The organism is Marinobacterium weihaiense, from assembly GCF_019061305.1.
In the GTDB taxonomy this organism is placed as follows: Bacteria; Pseudomonadota; Gammaproteobacteria; order Pseudomonadales; family Balneatricaceae; genus Marinobacterium; species Marinobacterium weihaiense.
In genome coordinates, this window is the sequence record NZ_JAHQZT010000001.1 from 221733 (window position 1) to 237512 (window position 15780).

Consider the following 15780-nt stretch of genomic DNA (forward strand, 5'->3'; position numbering starts at 1 on the left):
AACGCCATGTCTTATCCAACTGATACAGATTTAGACCAAGACCTCGACTTCAACAGTGCCATGCAGGGCGTGACGCCACTGAGCCATGATCGCCATGTCGAGCGGCCACAGCTCAAGCCGACCCTGAAGCCTGCACGTGACGAATCGACCCTCTACCGCCGCGCGGCCGCCTCCCAGGAGCTGGAACAGGTCATTGACGGTCTGTCATCGGAGGCCAGTGAAATCGTTGAATCCAATGATGAGCTGTTGTTTGCTGCACCAGGCATACAGATGGGCATGCTCAAGAAACTGCGCAAAGGCCATGTACCCTGGGAAGCCGGCCTTGACCTGCACGGCTACACGGTGGAGCAGGCACGCGATGAGCTGAGCGGTTTCATCCGGGATGCCGAGCGTCAGCAAATGCGAGCCGTGATCGTGGTGCACGGCAAGTCCTACTCCCAGGCGGGCCAGCCCGCCCTGCTCAAGTCCTGCGTCAATGACTGGCTACGCCAGCTGAATTCGGTACTGGCGTTCTGCTCGGCCCAACCCCGTGACGGCGGCACAGGGGCACTGTACGTATTGCTGCGGCGCGGCCGCTGAACCCCCTCATAACCCAAAATCCCGGCTATCCTTTCCTGCAGGGGCTGAAACCACATTCAGCCCGTCACGGAACAGGAACGCCATGATCGATCTGGACGCATATCTGCACACAATGGCTGAGACTGGCGCCTCTGATCTTTTTCTCAGTGCCGAGGCGCCCGCTCATCTCAAAACGGAAGGTATCATCAAACCCCTCGATGACCACGTGCTGACAGCCGAAACCATTGATGCGCTGGCCCGTTCCCTTATGACACCGGCACAGGTTGAGCAGTTCGCGCAGGAACTGGAAATGAACTTTGCTCACGCCAGCAGTCATAGCGGCCGCTTCAGAATCAATGTCTACCGTCAGCGCGGCAATACCGCCATGGTCATTCGCATGATTCGCCAGCAGATCCCATCACTGGAAAGCCTTAACCTGCCTGCTGTGCTGAAGAAGCTGGTTATGCTGCGCAGCGGGCTGATACTGCTTGCCGGCGCGACAGGGTCAGGCAAGTCAACCAGCCTGGCGGCGATGATTGAGCATCGCAATCAACGCATGCCCGGTCATATCCTGACGGTTGAAGACCCGATCGAGTACCTGCATACCAACCAAAAATCCCTGATCAACCAGCGCGAAATCGGTGTTGACACCCTGTCATACACCAGTGCGTTGAAGAACGCCCTGCGTGAAGCACCTGATGTCATTGTCATTGGTGAAATACGCGATCAGGACACCATGGAGCACGCACTGCGTTATTCGGAAACCGGGCATTTGTGCCTGTCGACCCTGCATGCCAACAACAGCACCCAGGCCGTGGAGCATATCGCCAATTTCTTTCCCGAAAGCAGCCATCACAAGGTCAATACCGACTTGGCCATGAACCTGAGGGCGATCGTGACTCTGCGCCTAATACGTGATAACACGGGCCACTTCATTCCCGCCACGGAGGTGCTGATCAACACGCCCTATGTCGCCAAGCTGATCGCTCGCGGTGAATTCAGCCGCCTGGCGGAAGCGATCGAACAGAGCAGCAGCGATGCCGCGCACACGCTCGATAGTAACCTGCTCAGGCTATATCAGCAGGGTCGCATCAGCCTGGAAGAGGCGCTCAGAAATGCAGATTCTCGCAACAACGTCGCCCTGCGGCTCAAATTGCTGGGCGGCCAATAAGCCCAGCCTCTTTACCCGAGTGTCATAATCAAGTAATTTACGCCGTTTTTACCCAGTCGCGTCGAGTAACCGAGGATCCAAGATGGAAACAGCCTACGCCCAGATCATTGAACAGCTCGGAGAGGACCTGAACCGCGAAGGGCTGAAAGACACCCCCAAACGGGCCGCAAAGGCGATGAACTACCTAACTCGCGGCTACAACCAGTCGCTTGAAGAAGTCGTCAACAACGCTCTGTTTCCGTCGGACAACAGCGAAATGGTGGTAGTGCAGAACATTGAACTGTACTCGCTGTGCGAACACCACCTGCTGCCTTTCATCGGCAAGGCTCACGTGGCCTACATCCCCAACGGTAAAGTACTGGGGCTATCCAAGCTGGCACGCATCGTCGACATGTATGCTCGCCGCCTGCAGATTCAGGAAAACATGACCCAAGAGATTGCGGAAGCCATTCAGTCCGTGACCGGTGCCGCTGGCGTGGCCGTTGTCATCGAGGCCCAGCACATGTGCATGATGATGCGTGGCGTGGAAAAGCAGAACGCATCGATGAAAACATCCATGATGCTGGGCACTTTCCGTAACAACCCGGCTACCCGTGCCGAGTTCATGTCACTGCTCAAGTGATTGATCCATTGCGGGAGGGCCTAGCCCTCCCTTAGCACCACCACCGCCACCTGGCGACGCCCACCCAGAACACTCGGCGCCAATGCACCAACGCCCTCCACGCGCAGCCGCTTGCCTTCACCGCCCTTTTCCACAATCAGCCGCTTAAGCCGCGCAGCTGCCTCCTTTGATTGACGCAGCGTCAGATCCAGGTCCTGCCCCTGCCAGTGCACCACCAGCCAGAGTTCACTTGCGGGAAGCTCTCGCTGCAGCTCGAGCACGGCCTGAACCGTACGATCCGGCGAGTCCGGCCAATCAGGCAGCTCCACATACCCCTGCTGGCGCAAGCGAACGCTCAGTTCGGTTGATGCCAGCGCTTCGTTTTCCAGCACATCCAGATGCAAATAGACACGGCCATTACCGCGACGTACAGAGTAAATGGCGACATGCGCCTGCTGCATGGTAAGCGCGGCATAAAATTGGCTACTGTCGACACCATACAATCGAGCCTGACCGAAGATCTCATTGGCCCAGAGATTGCTGGGACCACACTGGCGACCAGCGCATTCGAACAGCACCTCCGCGCCCTTGTTCAGCAGCTGTTCGCGCAGATAGTTGAAACCGGCTTCCGGCGAATAACCCGAAGGAAGCTGCCAGGTCATCCGGTTCAACTGGGCCTGCAACCGTTGCTCCCGGTCACTGCGCACCAAGCCATTGATCTTGATAATCCCCCCCAACATCAGCCGGTAATCAGGATCGGCACGCTCCACTTGGCTGATCAAGCGCGACAGGGGAAAGGGATCAAGCCCCAACGGCAGCGCTTCCTGTTGCGCTCTGACCGGGGAGATCACCAGCAACAGCACGCTTACCAATAAGAACAGCAGGCTTTTCATTCGCTTACTCCTTGCGCAGGTGCATAACCCCCGCATAAAACCGATTGATGATGTTGCCTATTGCTGCAGCTGGCCCTGGTTCCATGTGCAGATGATGGTTGCCTGCCAGCGTCTCACGCTGCAACTGCATGATCAAGGAAGCTCTCTCCTCGAGCAATGGCGTCCCTATACCGTTTGTCCCCATGAGCAGCAGGGCTGGGGCTTCGATGCGTTGCAAGAACGCACGTATCTGGTCTTCGGACATCCGTAGCACCGAAGGCAGTGCCAATGCCGGGTCACTGCGCCATCTGAAACCGCTGACGGTATGTACTATAGACCGCTCAACCAGCCAACGTGCCGCCTGCTCCGTGACAGGAAAACGCCCATTGGCGCGCGCCTCGATCGCTGCTTCCAGCGTCGGATACAAACGCGGAGAACGCTGCTTACGCTGCCGACGCCGAATAGCAAGGGCCATTTTCTCCGGCAGCTCTTCAGCTGCATCGGCCTGTGGTGCAAGTCCTTCAATCATGACAAGACTGGATACACGGTCCGGCATAGCCCCCGCCAGCAAGGCGGAAACACCCGCTCCCATAGAGTGCCCCAAAAGGTGAAAACGACTCCACCCCAGCTCATCGGCCACAGCAAGCACATCAGAGACGTTGTCCCAAATATAATACGGCATGGCTTCGGGGCGGTGCGCCGAAAAACCATGACCGACCAGGTCCAGGGCCACGAGGCGCACACCCTGAAGGTGTGGCTCCAGCGCCCGAAAGCTCGCTGCATTGTCCAGCCAACCGTGCAGTGCCAACACCGGCAAGCCATCCCCAGGCCCACAAGCGCGGGCAGCCATGACCTGACCATTAACTTCAAAACGAAGTTCGTCTGCCATTATCGGTTACGTCCCCAGGTTTAAAACGGATTGAACCGCCACTGCACAACAGCCTTGACAGCATGAGTGGCCGCCCACTCATGCCGGTGCTTCGTCCAGCCAGCGCACCAGCGTTGCCATGCCGGCGGCCGGCCAGTCCAGTTCCAGAAGCGCACCGCTGCAGGTCTGTACCGCCAGCGGCTCTGGGCGCCCTTCACAGAGCCAACTGATAAGCCGACCACACAGCGGCTGATGTGTCACGACGACAAGAGCATCAGTGTCAGGCACAAAAAAAGCCTCCATGACCTCCCCTGCCCGCAACGGCGAACCCGACGGAATCAGCGCATCACTAAGCCGATGCTGTCTCCCCTGAAGCAGCTCAGCCGTATGCATGGCTCGCTGCCAAGGGCTGCTCAGCACGGCATAATCACCCAGCAACCCCGTGAGCCTTTCCTGCATGCACTCAGCCTGATGCAGCCCCACCTGCGTCAGAGAACGGCGGGGGTCATTATCCGCGCCCGGAACCGCCTGCGCATGCCTCAGCAGTACCAGCTTCATGGCGCTTCCTGACGCGGCAGAACGAATTCAACATCGGTACTTTGTACGTTAAGCATCATTCCCCTGGCCACTTCCTTGACCGGCGCATGATTGAAGACCACTTCATAAAGGCCGGATACCAGCGGCATGTAAATGTCGCGACTCTCCGCCTTTTCCTTTATCAGACGCAGCGTATTGACCCCTTCGGCTACTTCACCCAGCGCCTCGACAGCCTGCTCAAGGGTCTTGCCTTCACCGAGCGCATAACCGACTCGGAAATTGCGGCTCAAGGGCGACATGCAGGTTACGATCAGATCGCCCACACCGGCCAGCCCCAGAAAAGTGAAAGGGTTAGCCCCCATACTGACGGCAAATCGGCTCATCTCGGCCAGGCTCCGCGTCATCAGCATGCTTTTAGTGTTTTCGCCCATCCCTAGCGCAGCACTCAGCCCCGCGGCAATGGCATAGATATTTTTCAGGGTTCCGCCCAGTTCAACACCATAGGTATCACTGCTGGCGTAAACTCGAAAATAGGAACAGTGCAGCAATGCCTGCACGCGCTCACGCAGCTCGGCATCAGTACTGGCAATGACCGTTGCCGTCAGCTGTTTCTGCGCTACTTCCTTGGCCAGATTGGGTCCACTGAGCACACCCACTCGGGCACCAGGGCACTCCTGTTCTATGATTTGACTCATTAGACAAAAGGAACCGGCCTCAATGCCCTTGGTCGTGCTGACCAGGAGCTGTTCGGGCTTAAGCCAAGGGAATGCCTGCTTGAGCACACTGCGAAAGGCACTGCTAGGAATGGCTATAAAGACAGCCTCGGCGTCACACAAGGCATCTTCCAGACTTGTTGTCGCACTCAAGGACGGCGCCAGCGTGCAATCCGGGAGGTAACGCCCATTGCGGCGCTGCTCGTTGATCTCGTCCACGGCAGCAGCATTGCGCATCCACAGACGAACCTGAAGGCCCTTTTCGGCCATCAGGTTGGCCAGCACCGTACCAAAGCTGCCACCGCCCAGGACGGCCACAGGGGACTGAGGTTGCATATTCTCTCCCTCGGGTTGAGCACGGGGGCGATGCCCCGCTTTCAGGATGGGTCTATCTTGTCCAGCAAACGGCTAATCCCGACAAACAGGAACTTGACCACGACAAAGGACAACACGGCCAGCCCAAGGAACAACAGCAACTGGTTGACATCATTAGTCCGCTGAAAGCCTGCAATTGCCACGGCCGCAAAGAAGGCGCTGGCAATCACTGCCAGCACCGTACTGATTCGCTGCAAATTATGCTTGTCGCTCATCGTTCGCTCGCGTTTTCTTTTCAGACTGCTCAGACTGCTCAGCATTCAGTGTTGAAGCCACCTGATCACCCTCAACCGATTTTGCTGTGGGCGCCACGGGCGCATCATCTGACTGTGCAATCGGAGCAAGCTCGTCCGCTTGCTCAGACACAAGCTCAACATCAACCTGGTCAGACTCAACGGCCTGCTCGGGCTCCGCCTCATCGACCACAGACACATCAGACCGGGCTTTCGGCGCCAGTTTCGATTCCTGCTCCTGCTTTGACTCAGCAGCTGCTCCCGTGTCGCCAGACTCAGCTAACTGCCCGCTCAGGGACTCTGAAGAAGTTGTAGATGTAGCTGACTCCTCGTCCGCTGCAGGTGCAGAAACGGCCTCATCCCCTTCAGTCGCCTCTGCTTCAGCATTAACCAAGTCAACCGCTTCTGCTTCTGCTTCTGCTTCTGCTTCTGCTTCTGCTTCGATGATGTCTTCCTTGGAACTCTCCGCTTGAGCAGTGCCCTCAATCTCTTGCAGTGGCTTGAGCAGCTCGGCTTCGGGGTGGATACACTCCAGCTTAACACCTGTCTCGCGCTCGATATCCGGGATCAGGAAGGAGTCGTCTTCACAGGCGAAGCAGATGGAAGTACCGGTCTGGCCAGCCCTGCCGGTACGGCCGATACGGTGAACATAGTCATCGGCATCTTCAGGCAGCTGGTAGTTGATGACGTGGGTCACGCCATCAATGTGAATGCCACGACCGGCCACATCCGTGGCCACCAGCACTTCGATCTTGCCGTTACGGAAGTCTTCCAGTGTCTTGAGACGCTTATTCTGCGGAATCTCACCGGACATCAGAGCGGCCTTGATACCGTCCTTGCTCAGGCGATCCGCCAGCGCCCGCGTTTCATGGCGACGGTTGCCGAATACGATGGCGCGTTCGATGCCATTGATGCGCAGGTAATTGCGCAGCAGCGGGTATTTGTCGTCACTGGACACCAGGAACACCTGCTGGGCCACGTTATCAGTGGTCTTGTGTTCAGACTCGATTTCGATCGTGACCGGATCCTGTGTCCACTGCGAAGCCAGCTTCATCACGTCGTCCGTGAAGGTGGCGCTGTACAGCAGGGTCTGGCGATCCGCCCCCTTACGCGGCGTTTGACGAATAATGGTACGCACATCCGGGATGAAGCCCATGCTGAGCATGCGGTCAGCTTCATCCAGCACCAGCACTTCGACGTTATACAGATCGATTTCCTTGTTGCGCACGAAGTCGATCAGACGTCCCGGCGTTGCCACCAGAATATCGACCGGACCTGACGCCAGCGCAGCACGCTGCTTGTCGTAATCCATGCCGCCTACCAGCGATACCACGGACAGTTCGGCATACTTGCCCAGGCCTTCGGCATCCGCCGCAATCTGCAGCGCCAGCTCGCGCGTCGGCGCAATGATCAATGCACGAGGCTCGCCCTTCTTGCGCTCGCCGTCCAGCGGATAGTCCAACAGATCAGTCAAAATGCCGATCAGGAAGGCCGCCGTCTTGCCGGTGCCGGTCTGAGCCTTGCCGATCAAATCACGACCATTCAACGCATGCGGGATGGTGGCCGCCTGAATGGGTGTGCAGTATTCAAAACCAAGATCAGCAATGGCGTGCATCAGCACATCCGGCAAGCCGAAGTCATGGAAACGACGCTTGCCCTCAACCACCGGCACCTTGAACATGACCGGTGACCAGTTGCCTTGCGTACGGGAAGCATCGCGCGGCTTGCGCGAGCGGCGACGGCGGCGCGGACGGTTGCTGTTCGGCTTCTGTTCGGAGCCGGCTGCGGCTGTGCTGTGTTTCTCTTCAGTACTCAAGATCGGATCCATTCAGATTAACGGTTTATTTCGCGCCGAAACGGAGGCAGCGAGTCTAGCAGTTGTCGCCCGTAGCGTCGCGTCACGACACGACGATCCAGTAACACTACACGCCCCCGGTCCTGTTCGGTACGCAGCAGTCGCCCTGCGGCCTGCGTCAAGCGCATGGAAGCGGCGGGCACGGTCCAGTCGGAAAAGGCATTGCCGCCACGCGCTTCAATCCATTCCGCCATGGTAGCATCGACCGGGTCATCCGGGACACTGAATGGCAGTTTGGTAATAAATACATCAGTCAAATACTGGCCGGGCAGATCCACCCCCTCGGCAAACGACGCCAGGCCGAAAATGATGCTCGGTTTGGCATTGTCGATCTGTGCGCGATGGCGGCGCAGCGTTTCCTGTTTGCTGTATTCGCCCTGTGCCAGGACGCTATTTTTAATGGATTCGTCCAGCCGTTCAAGCACTGAACGCATCTGACGCCAGGAACTGAACAGCACCAGGCCCGCCTGCACCGACGGCAGCTCGCGGTTCAGCACGTCCAGCACCTCGTCGGTATGCGCCTCGGGCTGCCCGGGATCGGTCTTCATGGCCGGCACCTGCAGCACGCCATGGCTGGCATAATCAAAAGGACTATCCAATCGCAGGGCCGTTGTATCCGGCGCCAGACCGAGTGAAGCAAACAATTGATCGAAGCGCCCCAGCGCCGTCAGCGTGGCAGAAGTCACGATGGCCGCATGACAGGCCTGCCACAGATGTTCGGACAAGGTTTCGGCCGCTGAAACCGGCGCACTGCGCAACTCAAGGTCTTCGCCGGAGGGTGATTCATGCTTGTTAATCCAGCGCGCGGTCGGCGATTTGCCTTCCACATCCTCACGGGCATAACTGTGTGCCAGCCAGGCGATATGCTGAACGCGCCCCCACAGGCTGCCCAGCTGCGGGAACCAGCGCTCGGCAGCGGCACGGGGAACATCGGCAATCCCGCCTTCCAGGGCCTCTTTCAACACATCAACGATCTGCTCCAGGTGCTGCTGAGCACGGTCGGCCGCATGGGCCAACATGGCGCTGGGCTCAATCAGGGGGTCAGGCACCTTGCCGTTGACGAAGCGATAGCGATCCTTGGGGTGCTGCTCCAGCATCGGACGCAACAGGACCTCCAGCTGCTCCAGCGACAGGCTCATGTCCTCAAACGGACGGTGCAGGCGTTCAACGGGGTCGGTCAGCTGTACCGGAGAGCCCGTATCCTGCAGCAGTTGCGCCAGCTGCTTCTGGCCATTGCGCAACAGACGACGACTACTGTCCAGCCGTGCACCGAAGGCAAAGTGACCACTGGCCTTGTCGGCCAGGTGGTGGCCCTCGTCAAAGATATAAATGGTCTTTTCGGGCTCAGGCAGTATCGCGCCACCCCCCAGCGCCAGGTCTGCCAGGACCAGATCGTGGTTGGCCACGATCACATCTGCCTCTTCCAGGCGATCACGGGAACGGTAGAACGGGCAAGCACTGAAATTCAGACAGCGACGATTACTACACTGCATGTGATCACTGGTCAGCGGTTGCCAGATACTGTCATCAATCTCTTCATTCAGGGCATCACGGTCACCGTCCCAGCGGCCGGCCGCATAGTCATCCATCAAGCCTTGATAACGCAATAGTACATCCGGCGCCAACTGCTCGGCTGCCTCGTCTTCATACAGCGCGATCTGGCCATACACGCCCTGCTGCTCCAGCAGGTATTCCACCTTGTTCAGACACAAGTAACGGCCACGTCCCTTGGCCAGCTGGTACTTCACCGCCAGCCCGGCATGCGCCTCGACCTCGGGCAGATCCTTGTTGATCAGCTGCTCCTGAAGCGCAACGGTTGCCGTGGACAACACCAGGCGACACTCTTTCGCCTGCGCCAGGGGGATGGCTGCCAGCAGGTAGGCTATGGTCTTGCCAGTACCGGTACCAGCCTCGACCACCCCAACGACAGGGCGTTCATCACCTTCACTCGTGCCGGCCTGTGCCAGGGTGCGCGCAACAGCCGCCACCATCTGCTTCTGGGCCGGACGTGCCTGCAGCCCCCGGCTTTTGAGAAAGCGGCTGTAAGCCCCCTGGATCTCCTGTTTATGCGCGTCGCTCAGCACCACCTGTTCCTCACTCTATTAGCGCCGGGAATTCTATCAAGATACTGGATATATAGACAGATAAGGCTTGACCTTGAATATATGCTGTATAAAATCACAGTAAACCGATTGAGGTAATGGCTGCTATGAAACTGACCAAGCGACAAACTGACGTTCTGGATTGTATTCGCCTGTACATCAACACCACCGGGTACCCGCCGACGCGGGCCGATATTGCCCGCGAATTGGGTTTTCGTTCCGCCAATGCGGCAGAAGAGCACCTCAAGGCACTGGATCGTAAAGGCGCCATCATTCTGACCAAGGGCGCTTCTCGCGGTATTCGGCTGCCGGAGGATGACGCCACGGCCAGCAGTGACACCGGGCTGCCGATCATCGGACAGGTTGCGGCAGGCGAACCGATTTTGGCACAGGAACACGTCGAGGATCAGTGCACTATTTCGGCCGACTTTTTCCGCCCTCGTGCCGACTACCTGTTGAGGGTCAAAGGCATGAGCATGAAGAACGTCGGCATTCTGGATGGCGACCTGCTAGCCGTTCATCAGACCCCAGACGCCAAGGACGGCCAGATTGTTGTTGCCCGTATAGGCGATGACGTGACGGTCAAGCGCTTCAAGCGTGACGGCCGCAAAGTTTATCTGATTGCCGAGAACGAAGACTTCGCACCCATTGAGGTCGATCTGTCGGAACAGGACCTGACAATCGAGGGGCTGGGAGTTGGAGTGATTCGGCAAGGCAATTGACCGACAGAGGTTACACCATGCCAGCCATTGACTGCATCGCCGTTCACGATCAAGAGCTGACGCCAACGGATAACAGCCGCATCACCGAGATACTGCTGCACAATCGCAGACTATCTCTGCATCCATTACTGCTGCCGATGATTACCGAGCTGAGCCGACACGACCGATGGCTGACACTGATCAACCCACCGACCAACCTCAATCGCGACATGCTTGCGCAGGCAGGCGCACTGACGGGCCACATTCGCTCACTGTGTAGCCGACACAACCGCTACGAAGCACTCCACCTGTGCCGCCGCGCACTGGAGGCAGGCACATCACATACCGTCATCACCTGGTGTGATGCCAGCCGCATCACTCCCCTGCCGCAGCTCGATGCGGCCGCCTGCCAAGGCAACGCTCAGGCCATTTTGGTACGGCACTGAAGATTAGCGCCATATACCGAATTCACCACTCCTGCATATTGGCACGCAGGCGTTCCAGAAGGTCACGGAATGCCTGCAGCCACGCATTGTATTCGGCCAGCACAGCATCATCTTCCGCATGATCGGGGTTAATTTGCAGCACATGGATCTCCGACACACTGCCATCACCGGATATGGTCGGTGCATACCCGTCTGCCGCATCCCAGCAGGAACGATAGGCCTTCAAAACCTTGTGCAGCCAACTGCTCGAATCCCGCTCCAGGTTTTCAAGTTCGCGCGCCTCGGGTGACTCCTGCCCGGTCGCTTCCAGCTGCTCCAGCAAGTCGCTGAAGTGAAGGACCCTTGAGGGGTCCAGCTTGTAGTTCTCGGCAACTTCCCGCAATAGCGAGGTGTACCCGCTGGCGAGAAAAAACAGTACCGATTCATGGTAGGACTCAATGCGCGGATTCTGGCTCCACTGCGGTGACGCTTGGGCCTGAACCAGCGCCTTGATGTGCAGACGTGCAAAATTCAGCTTCTGATTGGTACGAACCGCATACACATCACTCATGACTCGTCTACTCCCTTGCCCCTGTGCCAGATGGCACAATCATCAATCAGCGTTTGCCGCTGCGCTCTTCCTGCCAGCGACCATCCCGGTAGAAAGCCTTCCAGCCAGTCGCTTTGCCCTCGACCTCAGACATCACATACTGTTCCTTGGTCTTGCGACTGAAACGTACGACCGCAGGGTTGCCATCCGGATCCTTCTGGGGGGCGTCCATCAGGAACGCATACTTGGGATCGATCTCGTCCTTGTGCGGCACCAACTCAGCAACCAAAGGCGCACGGGTTTCACGCTTCTTGGGAAACTGACTGGCCGCCAGAAAGAGCCCGCTGGCGCCGTCACGCAGCACATAGGTATCTTCCACCTTTTGGCACTGCAACTCCGGCATCGGCACTGGATCCATCTTGGGTGGCGCCGGCTCGCCGCTTTTCAGCAATTTGCGGGTGTTCTTGCACTCGCTATTGGTACAACCAAAAAACTTGCCGAAACGACCCGTTTTCAACTGCATCTCTGCGCCGCACTTGTCACACTCGATGCTCGGACCGTCGTAGCCCTTGATCTTGAAGCTGCCCTGTTCGACCTCGAATCCGGTACAGTCCGGGTTATTACCGCACACATGCAGCTTGCGCTTTTCATCGATCAGGTAGGCATCCATCGCCGCATCACACAGCTTACAGCGATGCTTGTTGCGCAAGATGCGTGATTCTTCCTCTTCATCACCGTCCACACTGACCACTTCATCACCCGGAATCAGGTTGATGGTGCACTTGCAGCGCTCTTTGGGCGGCAGGCTGTAGCCAGAGCAGCCCAGGAACACCCCTGTACTGGCCGTACGAATCATCATCTGACGACCACAGTCGGGGCAGTCAATATCCGTCGGCGTCGGCGTATTGGGCCTCATGCCGTGCTCTTCACCCTGAGCATCACTGAGCTTGCCGGTGAAGCCGGTGTAAAAATCATTCAGCAGCGCTTTCCAGTCCACACCGCCCTGCGCCACTTCATCCAGCTTTTGTTCCATGCGGGCCGTAAAGCTGTAATCCATCAGATCACTGAAATTTTCGTTCAGGCGCTCGGTCACGATATCGCCCATCTTGCAAGCGTAGAAGCGGCGCCCCTGCACTTCCACATACCCCCGGTCCTGAATGGTGGAGATGATGGAAGCATAGGTCGACGGACGACCGATACCGCGCTTTTCCAGCTCCTTGACCAGACTGGCCTCGCTGTACCGAGGTGCCGGCTTGGTGAAGTGCTGGCGCGGATCCAGCTCGGACAATTGGAGCGTTTCACCCTGTTGAATATCCGGCAGAATCACATCTTCATCACTGCGCCCTTTCGGCGGCAGCACACGGGTGTAACCGTCAAAGCGCAGGATACGCCCTTTGGTGGTCAGCTCATAACCATTGCAAGCCACATGAATACGGGTACTGGTGTAACGGGCCGGGGTCATCTGACAGGCCATGAACTGACGACGAATCAGGTCGTACAGACGCTGGGCATCGGGCTCCATGCCCTTGAGCTGATCAACAGTCAGTGCCACGTCGGAAGGACGAATGGCTTCATGTGCCTCCTGCGCTCCCTCTTTGCTGGTATAGCTGATTGCCTCCGGCGGCAGATAGTCATCGCCATAGGTCTGCTGGATGAATTCACGACAACCGGCAACCGCTTCCGCACTCAAATTGGTGGAGTCGGTACGCATATAAGTAATGTAGCCGGCTTCATACAAGCGCTGCGCCAGCATCATGGTTTTCTTGACGCCAAAACTCAGACGCGTGCTGGCTGCCTGCTGCAGCGTCGAGGTAATAAAAGGAGCTGAGGGCTTGCTGCTGGTCGGTCGATCTTCACGCTTGTCGACCACCAGGCTACCGGCGCGCAAACGCTCTAGGTGCGTATCGGTCTCTTCACGACTGAGCGGGCGGAACGCCTTGCCGCCGTACTTGGCAACCTGCAGGCGCAGCGGCGTCTCAGCTGCTGTCAGCGTATCGGCATGCACCTCCCAGTACTCTTCCGGGATGAAGGCACGGATTTCGCGCTCACGCTCCACAATAAGCTTGACGGCAACGGACTGAACACGCCCGGCCGACAGACCACGCGCGATTTTTTCCCACAGCAGAGGAGACAACATGTAACCCACGACCCTGTCGAGGAAACGCCGGGCCTGCTGTGCATTGACACGGTTCAGATCCAGATCGCCCGGTTCTTCGAAAGCACCCTGGATTGCCTTCTTGGTGATTTCGTTGAACACAACCCGGCGGAACCGGCTGTCATCGCCCCCGATGGCTTCACGCAAGTGCCAGGCAATGGCTTCCCCTTCACGGTCCAAATCCGTTGCGAGGTAGATTTCATCGGCATTTTTGGCCAGCTTGCGCAGCTCTTCAACTACCTTTTCCTTGCCCGGCAGGATCTCATAATGTGCCTCCCAGTCATGGTCCGGGTCGACACCCATGCGAGCGATCAGCTGTTGATGCGCCTTTTTCTTCTTATAAGCCGCTTTTTCATCCGGCGACATTTTGCGTGTCAGCGCCGCTTGGCGAGCACGTTCTTTGGGATCACTCTTGCTGGCACTGCCGCTGGTTGGCAGGTCACGAATATGACCCACACTGGATTTGACCACATATTGGCTGCCCAGATACTTGTTGATCGTTTTGGCCTTTGCCGGTGACTCGACAATGACAAGAGTTTTTCCCATGAGATACGGATCCTTTTTACAGCGGGCAACCCAGAAACTGCGAGCATATATAAGGTGTGGTGCCGTCAGCGTCAAGCAGAGTCTGCAGCAAAAGATACCAGCAAGCGCCGCTGACACTTATAATAAGCCCGATAACTAATGTAAATTAACGCCTTTTCAGAGTGCCAAACCCCATGCTTGGAGACAACCTGTATCTTGTGCTCTTGATTGCCGGCGTCGGTATTCTCGCACTGGTGGTCAATTATGTTGTGACGACTCGTGAACAGGAATCCGAGGCAAGGCGCGAACGCCTCGACTGGCTGCAAACGCAGGCCGAGCACACTCTGAACGCACTGGCCGTACTCAAGGAGACAGGCTGTCGCCAGGATATCGTCGACAAGCTGAACCAGCACGCCATGGCATTGATTGAAGAAATCAGTCTGTTGGCACCGGACTCCGAACTGATGACGCAGGTCAGCGACCTGAAGGAAACCAGTGACCGAACACGGCCGGACAAGACCCGCCTCAACAGCGACCGTGCTGTGAAACGCGCACAAATCTACATCAATTTCGCTGAAAAGCTACTGATCCAGATGGCCAAGGCCGGCAAAATGACGGGGCAATTGGCACGCACATACCAGGAAGAGCTGTACTGGCTCAACGTATCGCTCGTTGCGGATGCCCACCGCCACCAGGCTACACGCCTGCTGGAAATGGGCGACAAGCACACGGCACTGACTCACCTCAAACACGCTAAGGCGGTGCTGGTGCGTGCAACCGCCCCCCAACGCCAGAAAAAACCCAAGCTCGACGAGATTCAGGCCAGCATCGACGGCATTCAGCCTCGGCGCAACTATGGCGCCGGCGCCCTTGCCGAATCACTGGATGACTACCTGAACGAGCAGCCCTGAAGCCTAAACCTTGCCAGACAAAAGAGGCTGAACAGCCGAATGCAAGTGGTCCAGGGCTTCAATCTCGCCACGCTCACGCCAATACAGGGTCAGATGCTGCGCCGTTGACTCAATGCCGATCACATCCTCCGGCACCGCCTGCAGCAGCGCATTCAAGCGCGCCAGACCAGCCGGCGGCAGAGCACCCGTGCCCCCGATCCAGCTCCACCCTTCCGCCAACCCGGCCTGATCAAGAGTATCCAGGCGGTGTATGTGCCAGTCGATCCAACGCTCGCGATCACCCCGTTCAAGGTTGGTCCGCAAAAAGCGGTAGGCCGCTACCAGTACGCTTTCGCCTTCAACCTCACCTCGTGCACGCGGCAGTTCAACGCGCGTCAGCTGCACCTGAATGCCGAGCTTGCGTGCATGCATACGCAGCTCCCCCTGGTGACGCTGTCGCGGTGTCGGCCGTATCCACAGCACGGAGCCGGTCAGCGAGATGAAAATCAATACAACAATGAGCCATTCCATTTTTGAGTCCCCGGGCTGTCGCGGCCCGTCAGAATTTGAAGATGCACTGTGCACCAACGTTTTGTTGACGTCGGTATGGGATGCAGCCGGAGGTTGATGCTATTCTGGAGACAGATCC

Annotated in this window: 15 protein-coding genes and 1 pseudogene; 6 read left to right on the forward strand and 10 right to left on the reverse strand. The window is 57.7% G+C overall.

Features of this window, described 5'->3' with window-relative positions:
• The first annotated feature begins 6 nt into the window (after nt 1-6).
• From KTN04_RS01085 to folE, 3 genes are all read left to right on the forward strand, one after another.
• Complete coding sequence (locus tag KTN04_RS01085; RefSeq protein WP_217333353.1) at nt 7-579, forward strand: Smr/MutS family protein; 573 nt, start codon at nt 7-9, stop codon at nt 577-579.
• 82 nt (nt 580-661) lie between these two features.
• The gene (locus tag KTN04_RS01090) at nt 662-1729 is read left to right on the forward strand and encodes a PilT/PilU family type 4a pilus ATPase (protein ID WP_217333354.1); all 1068 of its coding nucleotides are present in this window, start codon (nt 662-664) and stop codon (nt 1727-1729) included.
• Between the two features lie 82 nt (nt 1730-1811).
• Entirely contained in the window at nt 1812-2351 is a 540-nt protein-coding gene (folE, locus tag KTN04_RS01095) for a GTP cyclohydrolase I FolE (protein WP_217333355.1), read from the forward strand.
• Between the two features lie 20 nt (nt 2352-2371).
• Here the strand turns inward: folE and KTN04_RS01100 are convergent, their stop codons facing one another.
• From KTN04_RS01100 to dinG, 7 genes and pseudogenes are all read right to left on the reverse strand, one after another.
• Entirely contained in the window at nt 2372-3223 is an 852-nt protein-coding gene (locus KTN04_RS01100) for a DUF4892 domain-containing protein (protein ID WP_217333356.1), read from the reverse strand.
• Between the two features lie 4 nt (nt 3224-3227).
• Nucleotides 3228-4091 carry an alpha/beta fold hydrolase gene (locus tag KTN04_RS01105; RefSeq protein WP_217333357.1) on the reverse strand — a complete coding sequence of 288 codons (864 nt, stop codon included), beginning with the start codon at nt 4089-4091 and terminating at the stop codon, nt 3228-3230.
• 78 nt (nt 4092-4169) lie between these two features.
• Nucleotides 4170-4628: a SixA phosphatase family protein gene (locus KTN04_RS01110; protein WP_217333358.1), complete on the reverse strand. Its 459-nt coding sequence runs from the start codon at nt 4626-4628 to the stop codon at nt 4170-4172.
• Complete coding sequence (locus tag KTN04_RS01115; RefSeq protein WP_217333359.1) at nt 4625-5656, reverse strand: NAD(P)H-dependent glycerol-3-phosphate dehydrogenase; 1032 nt, start codon at nt 5654-5656, stop codon at nt 4625-4627. Before KTN04_RS01115 ends, KTN04_RS01110 begins: the two co-directional genes overlap by 4 nt.
• Before the next feature lie 41 nt (nt 5657-5697).
• Nucleotides 5698-5910: a hypothetical protein gene (locus KTN04_RS01120; protein WP_217333360.1), complete on the reverse strand. Its 213-nt coding sequence runs from the start codon at nt 5908-5910 to the stop codon at nt 5698-5700.
• A 520-nt stretch (nt 5911-6430) separates the two neighbouring features.
• Nucleotides 6431-7756 (reverse strand): annotated as a pseudogene (gene rhlB / locus KTN04_RS01125) (ATP-dependent RNA helicase RhlB); the annotation flags it as partial.
• Nucleotides 7757-7761: 5 nt separating this feature from the next.
• On the reverse strand, nt 7762-9867 hold the full coding sequence (gene dinG / locus KTN04_RS01130) for an ATP-dependent DNA helicase DinG (protein WP_217333362.1): 2106 nt from the start codon (nt 9865-9867) through the stop codon (nt 7762-7764).
• A gap of 125 nt (nt 9868-9992) precedes the next feature.
• Here dinG and lexA point away from each other — a divergent pair, with 125 nt between their 5' ends.
• On the forward strand, nt 9993-10607 hold the full coding sequence (gene lexA / locus KTN04_RS01135; RefSeq protein ID WP_217333363.1) for a transcriptional repressor LexA: 615 nt from the start codon (nt 9993-9995) through the stop codon (nt 10605-10607).
• 17 nt (nt 10608-10624) lie between these two features.
• Nucleotides 10625-11032, forward strand: a complete 408-nt coding sequence (locus KTN04_RS01140) for a SulA-like leucine-rich domain-containing protein (protein ID WP_217333364.1) — start codon at nt 10625-10627, stop codon at nt 11030-11032.
• Nucleotides 11033-11054: 22 nt separating this feature from the next.
• Here the strand turns inward: KTN04_RS01140 and KTN04_RS01145 are convergent, their stop codons facing one another.
• Nucleotides 11055-11582: a DUF6586 family protein gene (locus KTN04_RS01145; RefSeq protein WP_217333365.1), complete on the reverse strand. Its 528-nt coding sequence runs from the start codon at nt 11580-11582 to the stop codon at nt 11055-11057.
• Between the two features lie 46 nt (nt 11583-11628).
• Nucleotides 11629-14262, reverse strand: coding sequence for a type I DNA topoisomerase (topA, locus tag KTN04_RS01150; protein ID WP_217333366.1), 2634 nt, complete (start codon nt 14260-14262; stop codon nt 11629-11631).
• Between the two features lie 173 nt (nt 14263-14435).
• Between topA and KTN04_RS01155 the strand changes: the two genes are divergently transcribed.
• Nucleotides 14436-15152, forward strand: coding sequence for a DNA topoisomerase I (locus KTN04_RS01155; protein WP_217333367.1), 717 nt, complete (start codon nt 14436-14438; stop codon nt 15150-15152).
• Nucleotides 15153-15155: 3 nt separating this feature from the next.
• On the opposite strand, the gene KTN04_RS01160 is transcribed toward KTN04_RS01155, so the two are convergent.
• Nucleotides 15156-15662, reverse strand: a complete 507-nt coding sequence (locus KTN04_RS01160; protein WP_217333368.1) for a hypothetical protein — start codon at nt 15660-15662, stop codon at nt 15156-15158.
• Nucleotides 15663-15780: the final 118 nt, after the last annotated feature.

Bases quoted from the DNA above. Each gene is read 5' to 3' on its own strand.
- KTN04_RS01085 (WP_217333353.1), top strand. From the start codon at position 7: ATGTCTTATCCAACTGATACAGATTTAGACCAAGACCTCGACTTCAAC.
- KTN04_RS01155 (WP_217333367.1), top strand. From the start codon at position 14,436: ATGCTTGGAGACAACCTGTATCTTGTGCTCTTGATTGCCGGCGTCGGT.
- KTN04_RS01100 (WP_217333356.1), bottom strand. From the start codon at position 3,223: ATGAAAAGCCTGCTGTTCTTATTGGTAAGCGTGCTGTTGCTGGTGATC.
- KTN04_RS01105 (WP_217333357.1), bottom strand. From the start codon at position 4,091: ATGGCAGACGAACTTCGTTTTGAAGTTAATGGTCAGGTCATGGCTGCC.
- KTN04_RS01110 (WP_217333358.1), bottom strand. From the start codon at position 4,628: ATGAAGCTGGTACTGCTGAGGCATGCGCAGGCGGTTCCGGGCGCGGAT.
- KTN04_RS01090 (WP_217333354.1), top strand. From the start codon at position 662: ATGATCGATCTGGACGCATATCTGCACACAATGGCTGAGACTGGCGCC.
- topA (WP_217333366.1), bottom strand. From the start codon at position 14,262: ATGGGAAAAACTCTTGTCATTGTCGAGTCACCGGCAAAGGCCAAAACG.
- KTN04_RS01160 (WP_217333368.1), bottom strand. From the start codon at position 15,662: ATGGAATGGCTCATTGTTGTATTGATTTTCATCTCGCTGACCGGCTCC.
- lexA (WP_217333363.1), top strand. From the start codon at position 9,993: ATGAAACTGACCAAGCGACAAACTGACGTTCTGGATTGTATTCGCCTG.
- KTN04_RS01140 (WP_217333364.1), top strand. From the start codon at position 10,625: ATGCCAGCCATTGACTGCATCGCCGTTCACGATCAAGAGCTGACGCCA.
- KTN04_RS01145 (WP_217333365.1), bottom strand. From the start codon at position 11,582: ATGAGTGATGTGTATGCGGTTCGTACCAATCAGAAGCTGAATTTTGCA.
- KTN04_RS01115 (WP_217333359.1), bottom strand. From the start codon at position 5,656: ATGCAACCTCAGTCCCCTGTGGCCGTCCTGGGCGGTGGCAGCTTTGGT.
- folE (WP_217333355.1), top strand. From the start codon at position 1,812: ATGGAAACAGCCTACGCCCAGATCATTGAACAGCTCGGAGAGGACCTG.
- KTN04_RS01120 (WP_217333360.1), bottom strand. From the start codon at position 5,910: ATGAGCGACAAGCATAATTTGCAGCGAATCAGTACGGTGCTGGCAGTG.